Source organism: Sulfitobacter pontiacus (assembly GCF_040790665.1).
GTDB classification, from domain to species: Bacteria; Pseudomonadota; Alphaproteobacteria; order Rhodobacterales; family Rhodobacteraceae; genus Sulfitobacter; species Sulfitobacter pontiacus.
The window spans coordinates 1075189-1090966 of record NZ_CP160849.1; the positions used below are offsets into that span (position 1 = coordinate 1075189).

At 58.0% G+C, this 15778-nt stretch carries 12 protein-coding genes and 1 pseudogene; 7 read left to right on the forward strand and 6 right to left on the reverse strand.

Annotation, left to right across the window (positions count from 1 at the left end; translation table 11 throughout):
- Window positions 1-85: 85 nt before the first annotated feature.
- Window positions 86-985: a rhodanese-related sulfurtransferase gene (locus AB1495_RS05320; RefSeq protein WP_074636521.1), complete on the forward strand. Its 900-nt coding sequence runs from the start codon at window positions 86-88 to the stop codon at window positions 983-985.
- Between the two features lie 47 nt (window positions 986-1032).
- On the opposite strand, the gene AB1495_RS05325 is transcribed toward AB1495_RS05320, so the two are convergent.
- From AB1495_RS05325 to AB1495_RS05350, 6 genes are all read right to left on the reverse strand, one after another.
- Window positions 1033-2352: a UDP-glucose/GDP-mannose dehydrogenase family protein gene (locus tag AB1495_RS05325; RefSeq protein WP_074636522.1), complete on the reverse strand. Its 1320-nt coding sequence runs from the start codon at window positions 2350-2352 to the stop codon at window positions 1033-1035.
- 60 nt (window positions 2353-2412) lie between these two features.
- Entirely contained in the window at window positions 2413-3741 is a 1329-nt protein-coding gene (locus tag AB1495_RS05330; protein WP_074636524.1) for an FAD-binding oxidoreductase, read from the reverse strand.
- Between the two features lie 12 nt (window positions 3742-3753).
- Window positions 3754-4575 carry an ABC transporter permease gene (locus AB1495_RS05335; RefSeq protein ID WP_005850514.1) on the reverse strand — a complete coding sequence of 274 codons (822 nt, stop codon included), beginning with the start codon at window positions 4573-4575 and terminating at the stop codon, window positions 3754-3756.
- Complete coding sequence (locus AB1495_RS05340; protein ID WP_037942582.1) at window positions 4572-5447, reverse strand: ABC transporter permease subunit; 876 nt, start codon at window positions 5445-5447, stop codon at window positions 4572-4574. The genes AB1495_RS05335 and AB1495_RS05340 overlap by 4 nt, the downstream gene beginning before the upstream one ends.
- A gap of 2 nt (window positions 5448-5449) precedes the next feature.
- The gene (locus tag AB1495_RS05345; protein ID WP_074636525.1) at window positions 5450-6577 is read right to left on the reverse strand and encodes an ABC transporter ATP-binding protein; all 1128 of its coding nucleotides are present in this window, start codon (window positions 6575-6577) and stop codon (window positions 5450-5452) included.
- 92 nt (window positions 6578-6669) lie between these two features.
- Window positions 6670-7761 (reverse strand): polyamine ABC transporter substrate-binding protein, encoded by a 1092-nt coding sequence (locus tag AB1495_RS05350; protein WP_074636527.1) that lies wholly within the window; start codon window positions 7759-7761, stop codon window positions 6670-6672.
- Between the two features lie 140 nt (window positions 7762-7901).
- On the opposite strand from AB1495_RS05350, the gene AB1495_RS05355 reads away from it, so the two are divergent.
- The 6 genes and pseudogenes from AB1495_RS05355 (at window position 7902) to AB1495_RS05380 (ending at window position 15774) form a co-directional block, all read left to right on the forward strand.
- Entirely contained in the window at window positions 7902-8582 is a 681-nt protein-coding gene (locus AB1495_RS05355; RefSeq protein WP_005850518.1) for a GntR family transcriptional regulator, read from the forward strand.
- Window positions 8583-8703: 121 nt separating this feature from the next.
- Window positions 8704-10135: pseudogene (locus AB1495_RS05360) on the forward strand (aspartate aminotransferase family protein).
- Window positions 10136-10495: 360 nt separating this feature from the next.
- Window positions 10496-11596 (forward strand): ABC transporter ATP-binding protein, encoded by a 1101-nt coding sequence (locus AB1495_RS05365; protein WP_005850522.1) that lies wholly within the window; start codon window positions 10496-10498, stop codon window positions 11594-11596.
- A gap of 111 nt (window positions 11597-11707) precedes the next feature.
- Window positions 11708-12823, forward strand: a complete 1116-nt coding sequence (locus tag AB1495_RS05370) for an extracellular solute-binding protein (RefSeq protein WP_009825599.1) — start codon at window positions 11708-11710, stop codon at window positions 12821-12823.
- Between the two features lie 100 nt (window positions 12824-12923).
- A complete protein-coding gene (locus AB1495_RS05375; RefSeq protein ID WP_074636530.1) occupies window positions 12924-14591 on the forward strand; it encodes an ABC transporter permease in 1668 nt (555 codons plus the stop codon).
- Window positions 14592-14595: 4 nt separating this feature from the next.
- Window positions 14596-15774 (forward strand): ABC transporter permease, encoded by a 1179-nt coding sequence (locus AB1495_RS05380; protein WP_005850529.1) that lies wholly within the window; start codon window positions 14596-14598, stop codon window positions 15772-15774.
- The last annotated feature ends 4 nt before the right edge of the window (window positions 15775-15778 follow it).

Here is a 15778-nt window from a genome sequence, read left to right on the forward strand (position 1 = left end):
TCAGCTTATGCCAAGGGGCATAGCACGGCGGGTGCGGCACGGCACCCCCTTGCCTGAACCGCCGCATGGGCGTATCTCAGCGCGCATGTATACCATTGCCGCCCTCTATCATTTCAGCCGTTTTGACGCGCCTGACGCCCTGCGCCCGCCGTTGATTGCGCTTTGTGCGCAACATGACGTCAAAGGCACGCTGCTTGTCGCCGCCGAAGGCATCAACGGCACCATCGCCGGCCCCCGTGCGGGGATAGACGCGGTCATCGCGCATATCCGTGCCCTGCCCGGCTGCGCCGATCTTGAGTGGAAGGAAAGCACCGCCACGACGCCGCCCTTCGGCAAGATGAAGGTCCGCCTGAAGCGCGAGATCGTGACCATGGGTCAGCCCGATGTCGATCCGCTGGCCAAGGTCGGGCATTACGTCGATCCCGCCGACTGGAACGATCTGATCGGCCGCAACGATGTTGCCGTGATCGACACGCGCAATGATTATGAGGTCGCGATCGGCACCTTCGACGGGGCCATCGACCCGGAAACCCAGAGCTTTGGCGAATTCCCCGCCTGGTGGGAGGCGAATAAGGACCGGTTCCACAACAAGAAAATCGCGATGTTCTGCACCGGCGGTATCCGGTGTGAGAAATCGACCAACTACCTGATCGGCCAAGGGGTGGAGGACGTGTTCCACCTCAAGGGGGGCATCCTCAAGTACCTTGAAGAAGTCCCCGAAGAGCAAAGCAGCTGGAAAGGCGATTGCTTTGTCTTTGATAACCGGGTCAGCGTAGGTCACGGGTTGAAAGAAGGGCCGCATATGCTGTGCCACGGTTGCCGTCGCCCGATCCTGCCCGAAGATACCGCAAAGCCCGGATACGAGGCCGGCGTCAGCTGCCCGCAGTGCGTCAATGAAACCTCTGACGCGGATAAGGCGCGGTTCCGTGAGCGCCAGCGGCAGATGACGCTTGCCAAAGCACGCGGCGAAACCCACCGCAGCTGATCACGCTGTCGGCCCGCCCTGTTCCAAGCGCGGGCCTGTGGTTCAGGTTAAGCCCCGAACCCTTCGCGCCCGATAGAGACATAGGCCGAGAAACCGGCGCGTTTGGCATCTTTGGGGCTGTAGATATTACGCAGATCTGCCATCGCAGGGGTCGTCATCCGCTTGGCCATCCGCTTGAGGTCCAGCGCGCGGAATTCATTCCACTCCGTCAGAATGACCAACGCATCCGCATTTTGCGCGGCCTTATAGGCATCCTCCAGCCACGACACGCCCGGCAGCAAGGCTTCGCCCTCGCGTTTGCCCTGCGGATCAACCACACGCACCTTGGCCCCGTTGCCCACCAGCGATGGCACAATCGTCAAGCTGGGAGAGTCGCGCATATCGTCGGTGTTGGGCTTGAACGTTACCCCCAGCACCGCGATGGTCTTGCCGTTTACCGACCCGCCACAGATGTCGACCACCTTGTCGATCATCCGGCGTTTGACCTCGTCGTTCACCTTGATCACGGTTTCGGTCAGCTGCATCGGCACCGAATGATCCTGCCCCATCCGCGCCAAGGCCTGCGTGTCTTTCGGGAAGCAGCTGCCGCCATAGCCCGGGCCCGCATGCAGGAACTTGGACCCGATCCGGTTATCCAGCCCCATGCCTTTCGACACCATTTTCACATCCGCACCCGTGCGTTCACACAGGGCCGCGATTTCGTTGATAAAGGTAATCTTGGTCGCCAAAAACGCGTTGGCAGCGTATTTGATCATCTCTGCGCTTTCCAGATCGGTCGACATGATCGAAAACTCGCGCAGCGAGAGCGGGCGGTAGATGTCCTTCATCACCTGTTCGGCGCGTTCATTCTGCGTCCCTACAACCACGCGGTCGGGGCGCATAAAGTCGTCAATCGCAGCCCCTTCACGCAGGAATTCCGGGTTCGAGGCGACGTCGAATTCGGCCTTAGGATTGGCTTTGGCGACGACCAGTTTGACCTGACGGTTGGTGCCCACGGGCACAGTCGATTTGGTGACGATCACCGCATACCCCGTCAGGACAGAGGCGATCTCTTCTGCGGCGGCCATGACATAGGTCAGATCCGCATGGCCATCCCCGCGCCGGGTCGGCGTCCCAACCGCGATAAACACGGCATCCGCACCATCCACTGCACTGGCAAGATCCCCGGTGAAAGACAGACGCCCCGCTGCAACGTTCTTGGCCATCAAGTCATCAAGGCCGGGTTCGTAGATCGGGACGATGCCCTTTTCCAACTTCTCGATCTTAGACGGGTCTTTGTCGACACAGACAACTTCATGCCCGAAATCCGAGAAACAAACACCCGAGACCAAACCGACATAGCCGGTGCCAATCATCGCAATCTTCATGAAACTTTATCCTAAATCAATTTGACAGTCAGCAAGCCAAGCCAGCCGGTGCACCCACATCTAGTGATCTGACAGCGCAAAACCAAGATAGGCAAATGGCATCAAAAGTCGACGCCAGCGCCCCAGCTCGAACTTTCGCAGCGGTTTTTGCATGACCTGGGGGTAGGGCCGGTCGATGGGTTTGCCCATCACTAGATCCGCGACCAACCCGCCCGAATAGCTGCCCATTGCAACACCATTCCCATGATAACAAAGACTTGCATAGACAGCACCGGGGTCAGGGAGTTTGCCGACAAAGGGCATTTGCGCGCGCGAAAGACATACCATACCCGACCATTGGTAGGGTGTCTCAACGTCTTTCCATGCCGGGAAAAACTTTTCGAAATCGCGGCGCACACGCGCAATGGCGCGCGCCTCTGCCGCTTTGCCTGTCACCAAACCGCCGCGCATGCCGAACAACATCCGGCGGTCCGGCATCAGCCTGAAATAATGCAGCAAATTGCGCGTATCTGCGGACATATAATCGCTCTTCCATCCCGCGGCATCTAGCTCTGCCTCGGTCAGGGGGCGGGTCACAAGGACCGTCGACTGCGTGGGCATATAGCGCGCAGACAGCCCCGGCACCAAATCTTCCGACGAATACCCGTTCGTGGCGACAATCACTTTCTGTGCACGCACCCTACCCTTGGGCGTTCGAACGTCGTGACCCTGCGCCGCCTGCTGTACCTCAAGCGCAGGCGTATCATGGTAAATGACCGCACCCGCCTTTTCCGCGGCTGCAGCAAGGCCGGTCACGTATTTCCGCGGGTTCAGCGCAAAGCCCGCCGGAATATGCAGCGCCCCATGGAACGGCCCTGAAAGCCCATGCGCCGCGAAATCCGCGGGATCAATAAGCCGCGCCTCTAGCCCGTAGTTCTCTCGCACCTCGCGGGCGCGCGTGCGAAAATCGTCCATATCCTTGGGCCGATGCGCCAGCTCGATCTCCCCGTCGGAGTGGCGGTCAACCTCGATCCCATGCCGCGTGATCAACGCATCAACAAAGTTGATCGCCGCCAGCTCAGCCGCGCGAAAGCGCAACCGATCCTCGCGCCCCGCAAGCTTGTCCAGCGCGGCATCACTTAGCCGTCCGCCCCCAAGGCAGCAAAAGCCCCCGTTGCGGCCCGACGCGCCCCAGCCGACGTATCGGTTTTCCAGCACGACCGCAGAATACCCAGCCTCCGCAAGGCGCAACGCGGCAGAGAGCCCGGTAAAGCCGCCACCCACAATCGCCACGTCACAGGATACGTCACCTTCCAACGCAGACCTGTCGGTAGCGGCGCAGGTTTGATCCCACCAACAATTTTCCCTAGGCGCATCTGTATAGGCAAAATCGTTAAATATTCGTTTCATGCCGCCGCTCTTTCATGCCACGGCGCGTTCCGCCGCCTGCACATCGCGTTGCGCCTTGATCGCCTTGCGCTTCGACATCAGTGACGCCGTGATAACCCCGAAAGTCACGATACCGATCATGATGGTGGATAATGCGTTAATCTCGGGCGAGACGCCAAGACGCACCGCGCTCCAGATCTTGATCGGCAGGGTTGTGGAGGACGGGCCCGTGGTAAACGAAGCGATAACAAGGTCGTCCAGCGAGAGCGTGAACGCCAGCAGCCACCCCGAGATGACAGCCGGCGCAATGATCGGCAAGGTCACCAAACGGAAGGCGTCGAAAGGCGAACACCCAAGGTCCAGCGCCGCTTCCTCCAGCGACCGGTCAAAAGTCACCAGCCGCGATGACACGACCACTGAGACATAGCACATCGAAAAGGTCGTGTGTGCCAGCACGATGGTCAGCGTCCCCCGGTCCAGCCCGATCCCGATAAACAGAAGCAACAGCGATAGGCCGGTAATCACCTCCGGCATGACCAGCGGTGCGTAGATCATACCCGAGAAAAGCGTACGCCCAGCAAACCGCCCGCCGCGCACAAGGATGTATGCCGCCATCGTCCCCAACACCGTTGCCAGCGTAGAGGACGCCACCGCGACCTTCAGCGTTACCATCGCAGCATTCAGAAATGCCTCATTCTGAAGCAGCTCGCCGTACCATTTGGTCGAGAAGCCGGCCCACACTGTCACCAGTTTCGAACTGTTAAAACTGTAGATGACCAGCAGGATCATCGGCAGATAAAGAAAAGCAAACCCGAGGGTGAGCGACGTAATATTGAACCAGCTTGCGCGTCTCATGACTCCACCTCCGCCTGACGTTGCTGGTTGCGTTGGAACAGAACGATTGGAACGATCAGGATCAGCAGCAGGATCACCGCCACCGCGCTCGCGACGGGCCAGTCGCGGTTGTTAAAGAACTCCTCGAACAAGACCTTGCCGATCATCAACGTCCCTGAACCGCCCAACAAAGACGGGATAACGAATTCGCCCAGCGCGGGGATAAAGACCAGGAAACACCCCGCAATGATCCCGTTACGAGACAAAGGTATCGTGACCAGCCAGAATGCCTTTAACCGTGAACATCCCAGATCTTCAGCGGCCTCGATCAAGGATTCGTCCAACCGATCCAGCGCGGCATAGATCGGTAGAATCATGAATGGCAGATAAGTGTAAACAATTCCTATATAGACCGCGGTCGTCGTGTTCATGATCGTCAAAGGCGTATCGATGATGCCCAACCACAGCAGGAATTGATTCAAAAGCCCCTCATTACTCAGAATACCGACCCACGCGTAAACGCGGATCAGGAAGCTGGTCCAAAAGGGCAAGATCACCAGCATCATGAGGGTCGGACGCCATTCCTCGGGCGCGCGGGCCATGCCGTAGGCCATGGGGTAGCCCACCAAAACCGCTAAAACTGTAGATATTAACGCAATCTTCAAACTGCTTAGGTAAGCCTTCCAGTAGAGATCGTCTGAAGCAAGAAAGGTAAAGTTTTCCAGATCGAATGCCGCGAACATCGCCCAAATCCCGTCCTTTGCCGTCGGGGAGTAAGGAGGAATCGACAAAGCCAGATCAGAGAGAGAAATTTTAAAAACAATGATGAAAGGAATGAGAAACAGCGCGAGCAACCAGGCATAGGGCACCGCGATAAGGAAAAAGCGACGCATATTCATCGCTCCAACAGGACGCCGGCGGTGGCGCTCCATGAAATCCAGACCTTATCCTCCCACGTGATCGTGCGGCGCGACAGCCGACGCGTGTTTGCGGTCTGTGCCTTGATCACTTGACCACCGGCCAGCTGGACATGGTAGGTGCTGAGATTGCCAAGATATGCGATGTCCAGAACGGAGCCCTGAACTGCGTTCTTCATTTCTGTCGGCTTCTCGGTAGAAATGGCGATCTTCTCCGGTCGGATCGCAAGATGAGCTTCCTGCCCATCGCTAAAGGGGCGTTCTGATGCCGCAAGCAAGGGGGCCTCATTCGCGACCCAATCAAGGTGGTACATATTTTCGCCCGCGGGCTTCACCGTGCCAGAGATAATGTTCACGTCACCGATGAAGTCAGCGACGTAGACGGAATTAGGTGCTTCGTAGATACCTCCTGGCGTCGCGACCTGGATGATCTGCCCTTCGTCCATCACAGCCACGCGGCTCGCGACGGTCATCGCTTCCTCTTGGTCGTGGGTAACGATAACAAAGGTGGTCCCCGTGCTTTCCTGGATATCCATCAGCTCAAACTGGGTGTCCTGACGCAGCTTTTTGTCCAGCGCGCCAAGCGGTTCGTCCAGTAGCAAAAGCTTCGGCGCTTTGGCGAGGGACCGCGCAAGCGCGACCCGTTGACGTTGCCCCCCCGAGATCTGGTGGGGTTTGCGTTTGGCAAATTTGGTAAGGCGCGTCAGCTTGAGCATCTCTTCAACGCGCGCGGCGATATGTGCCTTGGACATATCCCCTCGTTTCAACCCAAAGGCGATATTCTCCCAGACAGACAGATGTGGGAACAGGGCATAGGACTGAAACATCATGTTCACCGCCCGCTTGTTCGGCGGGATGCCCGCGATATTCTTACCCGCCAATTCGATCTTGCCCGCGCTTGGGTTTTCAAACCCGGCAAGCATGCGCATCATCGTTGTTTTACCGCAGCCCGAAGGCCCCAGCAGAGCAAAGAACTCGCTTTCATAAATACTCAAAGACAGATCATCGATCGTAACGAAATCGCCAAAACGCTTTGTCACATTCTCGAAGCGGATAAGCGGCTTTTCGTTCGGGTCATCCCACGGGGCGAAAACGGGTTGGCTCACTTTGATCTATCCTTTGCACAGCGTTTACCCCTCCGGATGGAAGGGTCCGGTTGATCGGGTCAAAACCGGTAAGGCTTTGACCCGATGCGATTTTAGATACCAGATTTGATCTTCGTCCACATACGCGTGACGACACGTTGTACCTTGGGTGAATATGAAGAAATGGTATACAGGTTTTCCAGCGTGCCTTCGTCTGGGTAAATCGCTGTGTCCCCGATCACGTCCTCGGCAAGGAACTCCTGGCTCGCCTTGTTGCCGTTCGCATAGTAAACGTAGTTCGACGCGGCGGCCATATTCTCTGGTTCCATCATGAAATTCAAGAACTTATGTGCCCCATCCGGGTTTGGCGCATCCGCTGGAATTGCCATATTGTCGAACCACATCAGCGCCCCTTCTTTTGGCGCGTAGTAGGCGATTTCGACACCGTTATCCGCCTCGGCGGCGCGGTCACGCGATTGCAGGATGTCACCCGACCAACCGAAGGCAACGCAGATATCACCGTTGGCCAGTGCGTTAATATACTCCGAGCTGTGGAACTTTTGAACGTGGGGGGCAACCGCCGTCAAAACAGGCTCTGCCTTCGCAATCACGTCGGGGTCCTGGGTTTGGGGATCTTCGCCCAGAAACTTCAGCGCCGCGGGGATCATTTCTGTCGGAGCGTCAAGGAAATGCACGCCACATTCGGCCAGCTTTTCCATATTCTCGGGCTTGAATACGAGGTCAAGCGAATCAACAGGGGCATCTTCGCCCAGCACTTCCTTAACCTTGGTCATGTTCACGCCAAGCCCGGTGGTGCCCCACATATAGTTAACGGCATATTCGTTCCCGGGGTCGTATTTCGATACGCGGTCCTCGATCACGTCCCACATGTTGCTGATGTTCGGCAGTTTGTCTTTGTCGAGCTTCTGGAAAACCCCCGCCGTGATCTGGCGTTCAAGGAAGGTGCCGGTCGGGACAACCACGTCATAGCCGGACCCGCCTGCAAGCATCTTGGTTTCAAGCACTTCGTTACTGTCAAACACGTCATAGATCAGATCAATGCCGGTTTCTTTTTCAAATTTCTGCAACAGGTCTTCGTCGATGTAGTCGGACCAGTTATAGACCCGCACCTCTTCACCCAAGGCGCTGGTGGCGATCAATGCCGTTGCTGCGATTGAACTGAGCAAGCTATATTTCATTGTCATCTCCCGTTGTGTAGGCTCAGTTGATCCGAACCTTTCGTCAATTTGATCAAGTTTTGCGTCATGCGACAAGATCATTTATAATTTTACGCAGGTGCATGCCGTGGTTCAAAATGTGGTTGAGTACAATTTAGGCAAATTTGATGAACGTAAATTCCGCTGACCTTGCGTCGCAAAAGCCTTTGGAAAGCCCGGCCAAGGTGCCGGCCCATCAGCATGTCTATGAACGCGTGCGCAAGCTGATCCTGTTCGGCGATCTTGCCCCCGGTCAAGCGGTCACCATTCAAGGCCTCGCAGAAACCCTTGATGCGGGCATGACCCCGGTGCGCGAAGCGCTGCGCCGTTTGATCGCCGAAGGCGCGCTGGTGCATCAGGGCAATCGCCGCGTATCGGTCCCTGTACTGGACCTCGAAGGGGTTAACGAGCTGGAATTCATGCGAAAAACCCTTGAAGCAGAGCTTGCTCAACGTGCCACAAGCCGCATGTCAGAGACTGTTTTAAGCGAACTCGCACAGGTGGACGACGCGCTGAACCACGCGATTGATCGTGGGGATATCGGCGAATACCTGACCCAGAACTACCGCTTTCACACCATCGTCAACACCTGTGCCGAGGCCCCTATTCTGGCCGCGACCGTCGACCGTTTATGGCTGATGTTCGGCCCGTCGCTGCGCGTGGTCTGCGGTCGGTTTGGCACGTCGAACCTGCCAGATAAACATGCCGACTTGCTGGCGGCTTTTCGCGAAGGCGATGCGGCAAAGGCTGCGCAGGCCATGGCCGAGGATGTTTCTCAGGGCATGGTCCAGATTCGCGCCTCTCTTTGATTAAAATCTGATCGGCTGATAGCCGTTTATCGTCACCACAGCAGAGCGATTCGATTGACTCTGCATAATTTGATCATATTCTGAGCCCAATCTTCCCTCCCCATTCCCAGAGGTGTTCTTTATGGCCCATATCACCAACCACATGCCCACCGCCGAGCTGCAAGCACTTGACGCCGCGCATCACATGCACCCGTTCACCACCAATGACGAACTTGCCGAGAAGGGCGCGCGGATTATCACCCGTGCCAAGGGCGTCTACCTGACCGACAGCGAGGGGAACGAGATCCTTGACGGGATGGCGGGTCTTTGGTGCGTCAACATCGGGTATGGCCGTCAGGAAATGGCCGACGTCGCCGCGCGCCAGATGCTCGAGCTGAACTACTACAACACCTTCTTCATGACCTCACACGTGCCCGCCATCGCCCTTGCAAAAGAGATCGCGTCACTGGCCCCCGGCGATCTGAACCATGTGTTCTTTGCCGGGTCGGGGTCCGAAGCGAATGACACCAACATCCGGATGGTGCGCACCTATTGGGCCATGAAAGGGAAGCCAGAGAAATCCCACATCATCAGCCGCAAGAATGCCTATCACGGGTCGTCGATGGGGTCCGGCTCCCTTGGTGGCATGAGCTATATGCACGAACAGGGCGGCATGCCGATCCCCGGCATTCACCACATCAACCAGCCCGACTGGTGGGTGGAAGGGGGCGACCTCACGCCCGAGGCCTTCGGCCTTGCCCGCGCGCAAGAGCTTGAGGCCAAGATCCTTGAGCTGGGGGCAGATAATGTCGCGGCGTTCATCGGTGAACCCATTCAGGGCGCGGGCGGGGGTTATCGTGCCGCCAAGCACCTACTGGCCCGAAATCCAGCGTATTTGTGACAAGTACAATGTATTGATCATCGCGGACGAGGTGATCTGTGGCTTTGGCCGGACAGGCAGCTGGTTCGGGTCCGAGACCATGGGGATCAAGCCGCATATCATGACCATCGCCAAGGGCCTAAGCTCTGGCTACCAGCCGATTGGCGGGTCCATTGTGTGTGACGAGATCGCGCAGACCATCGGGTCCGGGGAGTTCAATCACGGCTATACCTATTCGGGGCACCCCGTCTGCTCGGCCGTGGCACTGGAAAACCTGCGGATTATGCAGGACGAAAACATTCTGGATCACGTGAACAATGTTGCCGCCCCCGCCCTGAAGGAAGGGCTGGCCAAACTGGCAGAGCATCCATTGGTCGGCACCGTCAACGTCGCGGGTCTTATGGCGTCGCTGCCCCTGTCCCCGCGCAAAGAAACGCGGTCAAAGTTCGCAGGCGATGCAGGAACCGTCGGTTATATGTGTCGTGAACGCTGCTTTGCGAATAATCTGGTGATGCGCCACGTCGGCGACCGGATGATCATCTCGCCACCGCTGGTGATCACCCCAGAAGAGATCAAAGTATTCATGACGCGCGCCACCAAAGCGCTGGATGAAACCTATACCGCGGTCAGAGAAGGCGGCCTGCTCAAGGCAGCCGAAGACCACGCGCAAGACGCTGAATCGCCGCTCGGCTAAGGCGTGACATACATTCGGGACGAGGCGCAAAGGTCGCCCGTCCCGCCGCTGGAAGCACTGCAAGGACTTGTCTGTTTGCGACATCGGCAGTGGCTGACCAGCGCTCAAAATCGCCGGGTTCGGGGCGAGCCGCTGATGCTTAACCTATGGCAGATATTAACGAATTCCCCTTATTTCAAGCAGGCTGCACAGTAATTCCGCAGGCAAAAGAACTGTTTCTTGTCAAATAACCGTCGATCTTCCCGCAATTGACGCTTTCTGCCCAAAAGTGTCGTTAATTGGTTGCAAAGCGGAAACCAGCCAGTTTTAACTTCCTGTCAACAAGGGCGCTTGAACGTCACAATAAACGGGGAGCCAGCTTTGGCAGATACTTCAGCAACGAATGCGTTCGTAGAATTTGAACGCGTGCAGAAAAGCTATGACGGCGAAAATCTCGTCGTAAAAGACCTCAACCTGTCGATGCCGAAAGGCGAGTTTCTGACAATGCTCGGGCCATCGGGGTCCGGCAAGACCACCTGCCTGATGATGCTGGCGGGTTTCGAAACGGCCACGCATGGCGACATCCGGCTTGATGGTAAATCGATCAACAACATCCCGCCGCACAAACGCGGCATTGGCATGGTGTTCCAGAACTACGCGCTTTTCCCGCATATGACCGTTGCCGAAAACCTCGCCTTCCCGCTTGAGGTGCGCAAGATCGGCAAGTCCGAGCGTGAAGAGAAAGTAAAGATCGCGCTGGACCGTGTTCAGATGGGCGACTTCGGCGGCCGCCGTCCGGCACAGCTTTCCGGTGGTCAGCAGCAACGCGTTGCCTTGGCCCGTGCTTTGGTCTTCGAACCTGAACTGGTGTTGATGGACGAACCGCTGGGGGCGTTGGACAAACAGCTGCGTGAAACATTGCAGTTCGAGATCACGCATCTGGCGCATGAACTGGGCATCACCGTGGTCTACGTGACCCACGACCAGACCGAAGCGCTGACAATGTCCGACCGCGTGGCCGTGTTTGAAAACGGGCGCATCCAACAGTTGGCCCCGCCCGATCTGTTGTATGAAGAGCCCGAAAACAGCTTTGTTGCGCAGTTCATCGGCGAGAATAACACTCTTGAAGGCGTCGTGACCGAGATCAAGGGCGGCACTTGCCTTGTGCAGCTGGACGGCGGCGGCCTGATCGAGGCAAAGCCGATCAACGTGACCCGCGCCGGCGAACGCACCCGCGTATCGATCCGCCCCGAACGTGTCGAATTCAACAAGGACCGGATGCAGGAAGGGGCACACACCCTGAAAGCCGAAGTGCTTGAATTCGTCTATATGGGCGACATCTTCCGCACCCGCCTGCGGGTTGCCGGGACCGACAACTTTATCATCAAGACACGAAACGCACCCGATCAGGTACGTTTGAAGCCAGGCCAGCAGATCGAGATTGGCTGGTTGGCAGAGGATTGCCGCGCCCTCGACGCATAAGCGTCAGGACGCGGCCGGCCGTCCAACGTTCGACGGCGTCGCACGAGGCTGTGGTTAAGCCCGATATCACACCCTCAAGACCCTAACGGGCATATAATGGGAGACTATCTAATGAAGTTTACGACAACGCTACTCGCATCCTCCGCGATCATTGGCGCTGGCACATTGGCATTCGCCGATGCGCATGCGGACATGGCCAAAGAGATGACGCTTGTTTCCTGGGGTGGCGCTTACCAAGCCAGCCAAGACAAAGCGTATCTGCAGCCCTATCTGGAAATGCACCCTGAACTCTCTGCTGTTTGGGATGAAAGCTCCAACGAAGCCGTGGCTAAGCTGCGCGCGATGAACGAAGCCGGCAACGTGACCTGGGATCTGGTCGACGTGGTTGCCGCTGACGCCATCCGCCTGTGCGACGAAGGTCTGGCGATGGAAATCGACGCGGACGAAATGCTGGCAGAAGCCCCCGACGGGACATCCGCTGAAGACGACTTTGGCGACCTGCTGGTCAGCGACTGCTTTATCCCGCAGATCGTGTACTCGACGACATTCGGGTATCGCACAGACATGGTTGGTGACACGCCTCCAACCAAAATCTGCGACGTCTTCGACACCGAAGCCTACCCAGGCAAGCGCGCGCTTGAAAAGCGCCCCATCAACAACATGGAATGGGCGCTGCTCTGTGACGGCGTTGCAAAGGACGAAGTCTATGACGTTCTGGCAACTCCGGAAGGTCAGGAACAGGCTCTGGCCAAGCTCGACACCATCAAGGACGACGTGATCTGGTGGTCCGCCGGTGCCGACACGCCACAGCTGCTGGCCGATGGCGAAGTCGTCATGGGTTCCACCTACAACGGCCGTCTGTTCAGCGTTATCGAAGAGCAAGACCAGCCCGTTGCAATGCTGTGGGACGCACAGGTGTTCGACCTTGACGGTTGGATCATCCCAGCAGGTCTGCCTGACGACCGTCTGGCGCGTGTCAAAGACTTCGTGAAGTTCGCGACAGACACCCAGCGTCTGGCGGATCAATCGCAGTACATCAGCTACGGCCCTGCCCGTTTGTCCTCCGCTCCTATGGTTGGCAAGCACGCAGAACTGGGCATCGACATGGCACCACACATGCCAACCGACCCGGCCAACGCAAAGAACACGTTCCTCTACAACTACGAGTTCTGGGCTGACTACCGCGACGACATCGACGCGAAGTTCCAGGCATGGTTGGCGCAATAATCGGCTGAACCATTCGGAGGAGGCCGCTTTGGCCTCCTCCACCCCTTATTTGTTTTTCCATTTTCCCGACCTTCCAGCGACCTAACCCCATGGGGCCGATATGAGCGATACCGCCGACGCGACGAATGACACACCTGAACAGACCGGCCCGATGCTGGCCGCGGACGGCACACCGCTGAAACGCAGCCTGAACCGTGCGCTCCGTCGTCAGAAGCTCAGCGCGCTTTTGCTGATCGCCCCTCTGCTGATCTTTATCCTGATCACCTTTATCGCACCGATCGCCGATATGCTGTTCCGCTCTGTCGAGAACCAGATCGTCAGCGACACGCTGCCCCGCACCACGCAAACCCTGTCCGACTGGGACAGCGAAAGCGGTGAAACCCCCGGTGCCCCCGTCTACAAGGCGCTTTACGAAGACCTGTTCATCGCGCAGGAACGCAAATTGCACACCCGTCTGGGCTCAAGGCTCAACTACGAGCTGACCGGTGCATCGTCCCTGTTCCGCAAATCCGGCCGCGGCGTGGATGACATTGGCGAAGTGTTTCAGGACCAGTTCGAAGATCTGAACGACTTCTGGAAGAAGGGGGAAAACTGGAATGCGCTGCTTGGCTCCGACGCATGGCTGGCAGAGATTTCCGACTGGAAAAAATCCTCCGGCGACGACCAGCCCGCGTTTGAAATGCGCGAAGGCATGGCAGAGCTTCTGCCCGAGACCGCCGAATACTACGAAATTTTCGCCGACTTCGTTCAGAACGACGACGAAGACAACCTGTACAAGGAAGACCCATGGGCGCTGATCTACTCGGCACTCTATGACGACCTGACAGGCCCCACGGCATCGCAAATCGCCAGCTATTCAGGCCCGGCATCAGCCGAACTGACCGAGGCAGCCGCAGCCGCCCCTGCATTCGACGCAGTCGATTACAAAACAGCCTTCACCGAGATTGACGACGATTGGGGCAAAACCCCTATCTGGAGCACCATCCGCGCCTACAGTCCCGCGCTGACCAACGGCTATTTCCTGAATGCCGTCGACATGCAGAAAACGGCTGACGGTCCCGAATTCCGCCCCGACAACGAACGCATCTACGGCACGCTGTTCCTGCGCACGCTGTTCATGTCGGTCTGCATCACCCTCAGCTGTATCCTGCTGGGCTATCCGGTGGCGTGGATCCTCGCCAACCTGCCCGCGCGTACCGCGAACCTGCTGATGATCCTCGTGCTGCTGCCCTTCTGGACCTCGCTTCTGGTGCGGACATCGGCGTGGAAGGTCATGCTGCAACAACAGGGTGTGATCAACGATACACTGGTGTGGCTGGGGCTGGTGGCCGATGACAGCCGTCTTGCGCTGATCAACAACCAAACCGGCACGATCATCGCGATGACGCACATCCTGCTGCCCTTCATGATCCTCCCGCTCTATTCCGTGATGCAAACAGTACCGCCAAGCTATCTACGTGCGGCAAAGTCGCTGGGGGCCACGAACTGGACAGCCTTCTGGCGCGTGTATTTCCCGCAATCGGTGCCTGGCATCGGCGCGGGGTCGATCCTCGTGTTCATCCTGTCTATCGGCTACTACATCACACCGGAAATCGTCGGCGGCACCACGGGGACATTCATCTCCAACCGGATTGCCTACCACATCTCCAGCTCGCTCAACTGGGGCCTCGCGGCCGCGCTTGGGGCGATCCTGCTGGCCGTGGTGCTTGGGCTTTACTGGGCCTACGACAAGATCGTCGGCATCGACAACGTGAAACTGGGAGGCTGATATCATGGTCGCACTCACACCTATCTCCCGCAAACCCGTCGGTTTCTATGTACCGGTTGTCGCCGCAGCAGGCGCCTTTGCCGGGCTCTTTGTCGGCACCGCCCAAGGCAGCGGACTGCTGGGCATCCTGATCGGAGCACTCTCCATGGGGGCGCTGGCCTTTGTGCTGACGCAGCTGATCAAGAACGAAACCATCGCCCGCTGGACCTCTGTCATTCTGCTGGCGGTGATCGGCTTTATTCTGGGCGGCGTGCCCATGCTGGTCCTAGGGGCCATCTTCGGCTGGTTCTTCGGCTGGTTCAGCTTCTGGCTTTACGAGGGACGCTACCGCGCCAAGGTCGCGCCCTATCTGACCCCGGGTCAGGTGCTTTGGCACTTTGCCTTCCGCATCATTTGCGGCGCGATCCTTGTGTTCCTGATCACACCGATCCTCGTGGTCATGCCACTTAGCTTCAACGCCGAGAACTTCTTTACCTTCACCCCTGAAATGCTGCGTTTCGATCCCGAAGGGTATTCGCTGCGCCACTACAAGGACTTTTTCAGCAGCTCCGCATGGCAAGGTGCCGTCTGGAACTCGATCAAGATCGCCCCGGCCGCGACCCTTCTGTCGGTCAGCTTCGGCACCCTCGCGGCGATTGGCCTGAGCCAGCAGCACGTGCCGTTCCGGCGCGCGATCATGGCCATCCTGATCTCGCCCATGATCGTCCCGCTGATCATCTCGGCGGCGGGCATGTACTTCTTCTACAGCCGCGTCGGCCTGCAGGGCACATATGTCGGCGTTGTCCTGGCGCACGCAGCCTTGGGCATCCCCTTCGTCATCATCACCGTCACCGCGACACTGGTAGGCTTTGACCGGTCTCTCACCCGCGCGGCGGCGAATATGGGGGCCAATCCGGTCACAACCTTCTTCCGCGTGCAAATGCCGTTGATCCTGCCGGGCGTGATCTCGGGCGGTTTGTTCGCCTTCATCACCTCGTTTGATGAAGTCGTCGTAGTGCTCTTTGTCGGCTCTGCCGGTCAGAAAACGCTCCCGTGGCAGATGTTCACCGGCCTGCGCGAACAGATCAGCCCCACGATCCTTGCCGTGGCGACGATCCTTGTGGTCATCTCGATCTGCCTGCTGACCGTGGTCGAACTGCTGCGCCGCCGCTCCGAACGGTTGCGCGGGATGTCCCCCGGCTAAGCCG

What these genes read in the sequence shown, in the direction of transcription:
- AB1495_RS05335 (WP_005850514.1), bottom strand. Translation starts at nt 4,575, where the DNA reads ATGAGACGCGCAAGCTGGTTCAATATTACGTCGCTCACCCTCGGGTTT.
- AB1495_RS05325 (WP_074636522.1), bottom strand. Translation starts at nt 2,352, where the DNA reads ATGAAGATTGCGATGATTGGCACCGGCTATGTCGGTTTGGTCTCGGGT.
- AB1495_RS05370 (WP_009825599.1), top strand. Translation starts at nt 11,708, where the DNA reads ATGAAGTTTACGACAACGCTACTCGCATCCTCCGCGATCATTGGCGCT.
- AB1495_RS05320 (WP_074636521.1), top strand. Translation starts at nt 86, where the DNA reads ATGTATACCATTGCCGCCCTCTATCATTTCAGCCGTTTTGACGCGCCT.
- AB1495_RS05350 (WP_074636527.1), bottom strand. Translation starts at nt 7,761, where the DNA reads ATGACAATGAAATATAGCTTGCTCAGTTCAATCGCAGCAACGGCATTG.
- AB1495_RS05355 (WP_005850518.1), top strand. Translation starts at nt 7,902, where the DNA reads ATGAACGTAAATTCCGCTGACCTTGCGTCGCAAAAGCCTTTGGAAAGC.
- AB1495_RS05375 (WP_074636530.1), top strand. Translation starts at nt 12,924, where the DNA reads ATGAGCGATACCGCCGACGCGACGAATGACACACCTGAACAGACCGGC.
- AB1495_RS05340 (WP_037942582.1), bottom strand. Translation starts at nt 5,447, where the DNA reads ATGCGTCGCTTTTTCCTTATCGCGGTGCCCTATGCCTGGTTGCTCGCG.
- AB1495_RS05380 (WP_005850529.1), top strand. Translation starts at nt 14,596, where the DNA reads ATGGTCGCACTCACACCTATCTCCCGCAAACCCGTCGGTTTCTATGTA.
- AB1495_RS05330 (WP_074636524.1), bottom strand. Translation starts at nt 3,741, where the DNA reads ATGAAACGAATATTTAACGATTTTGCCTATACAGATGCGCCTAGGGAA.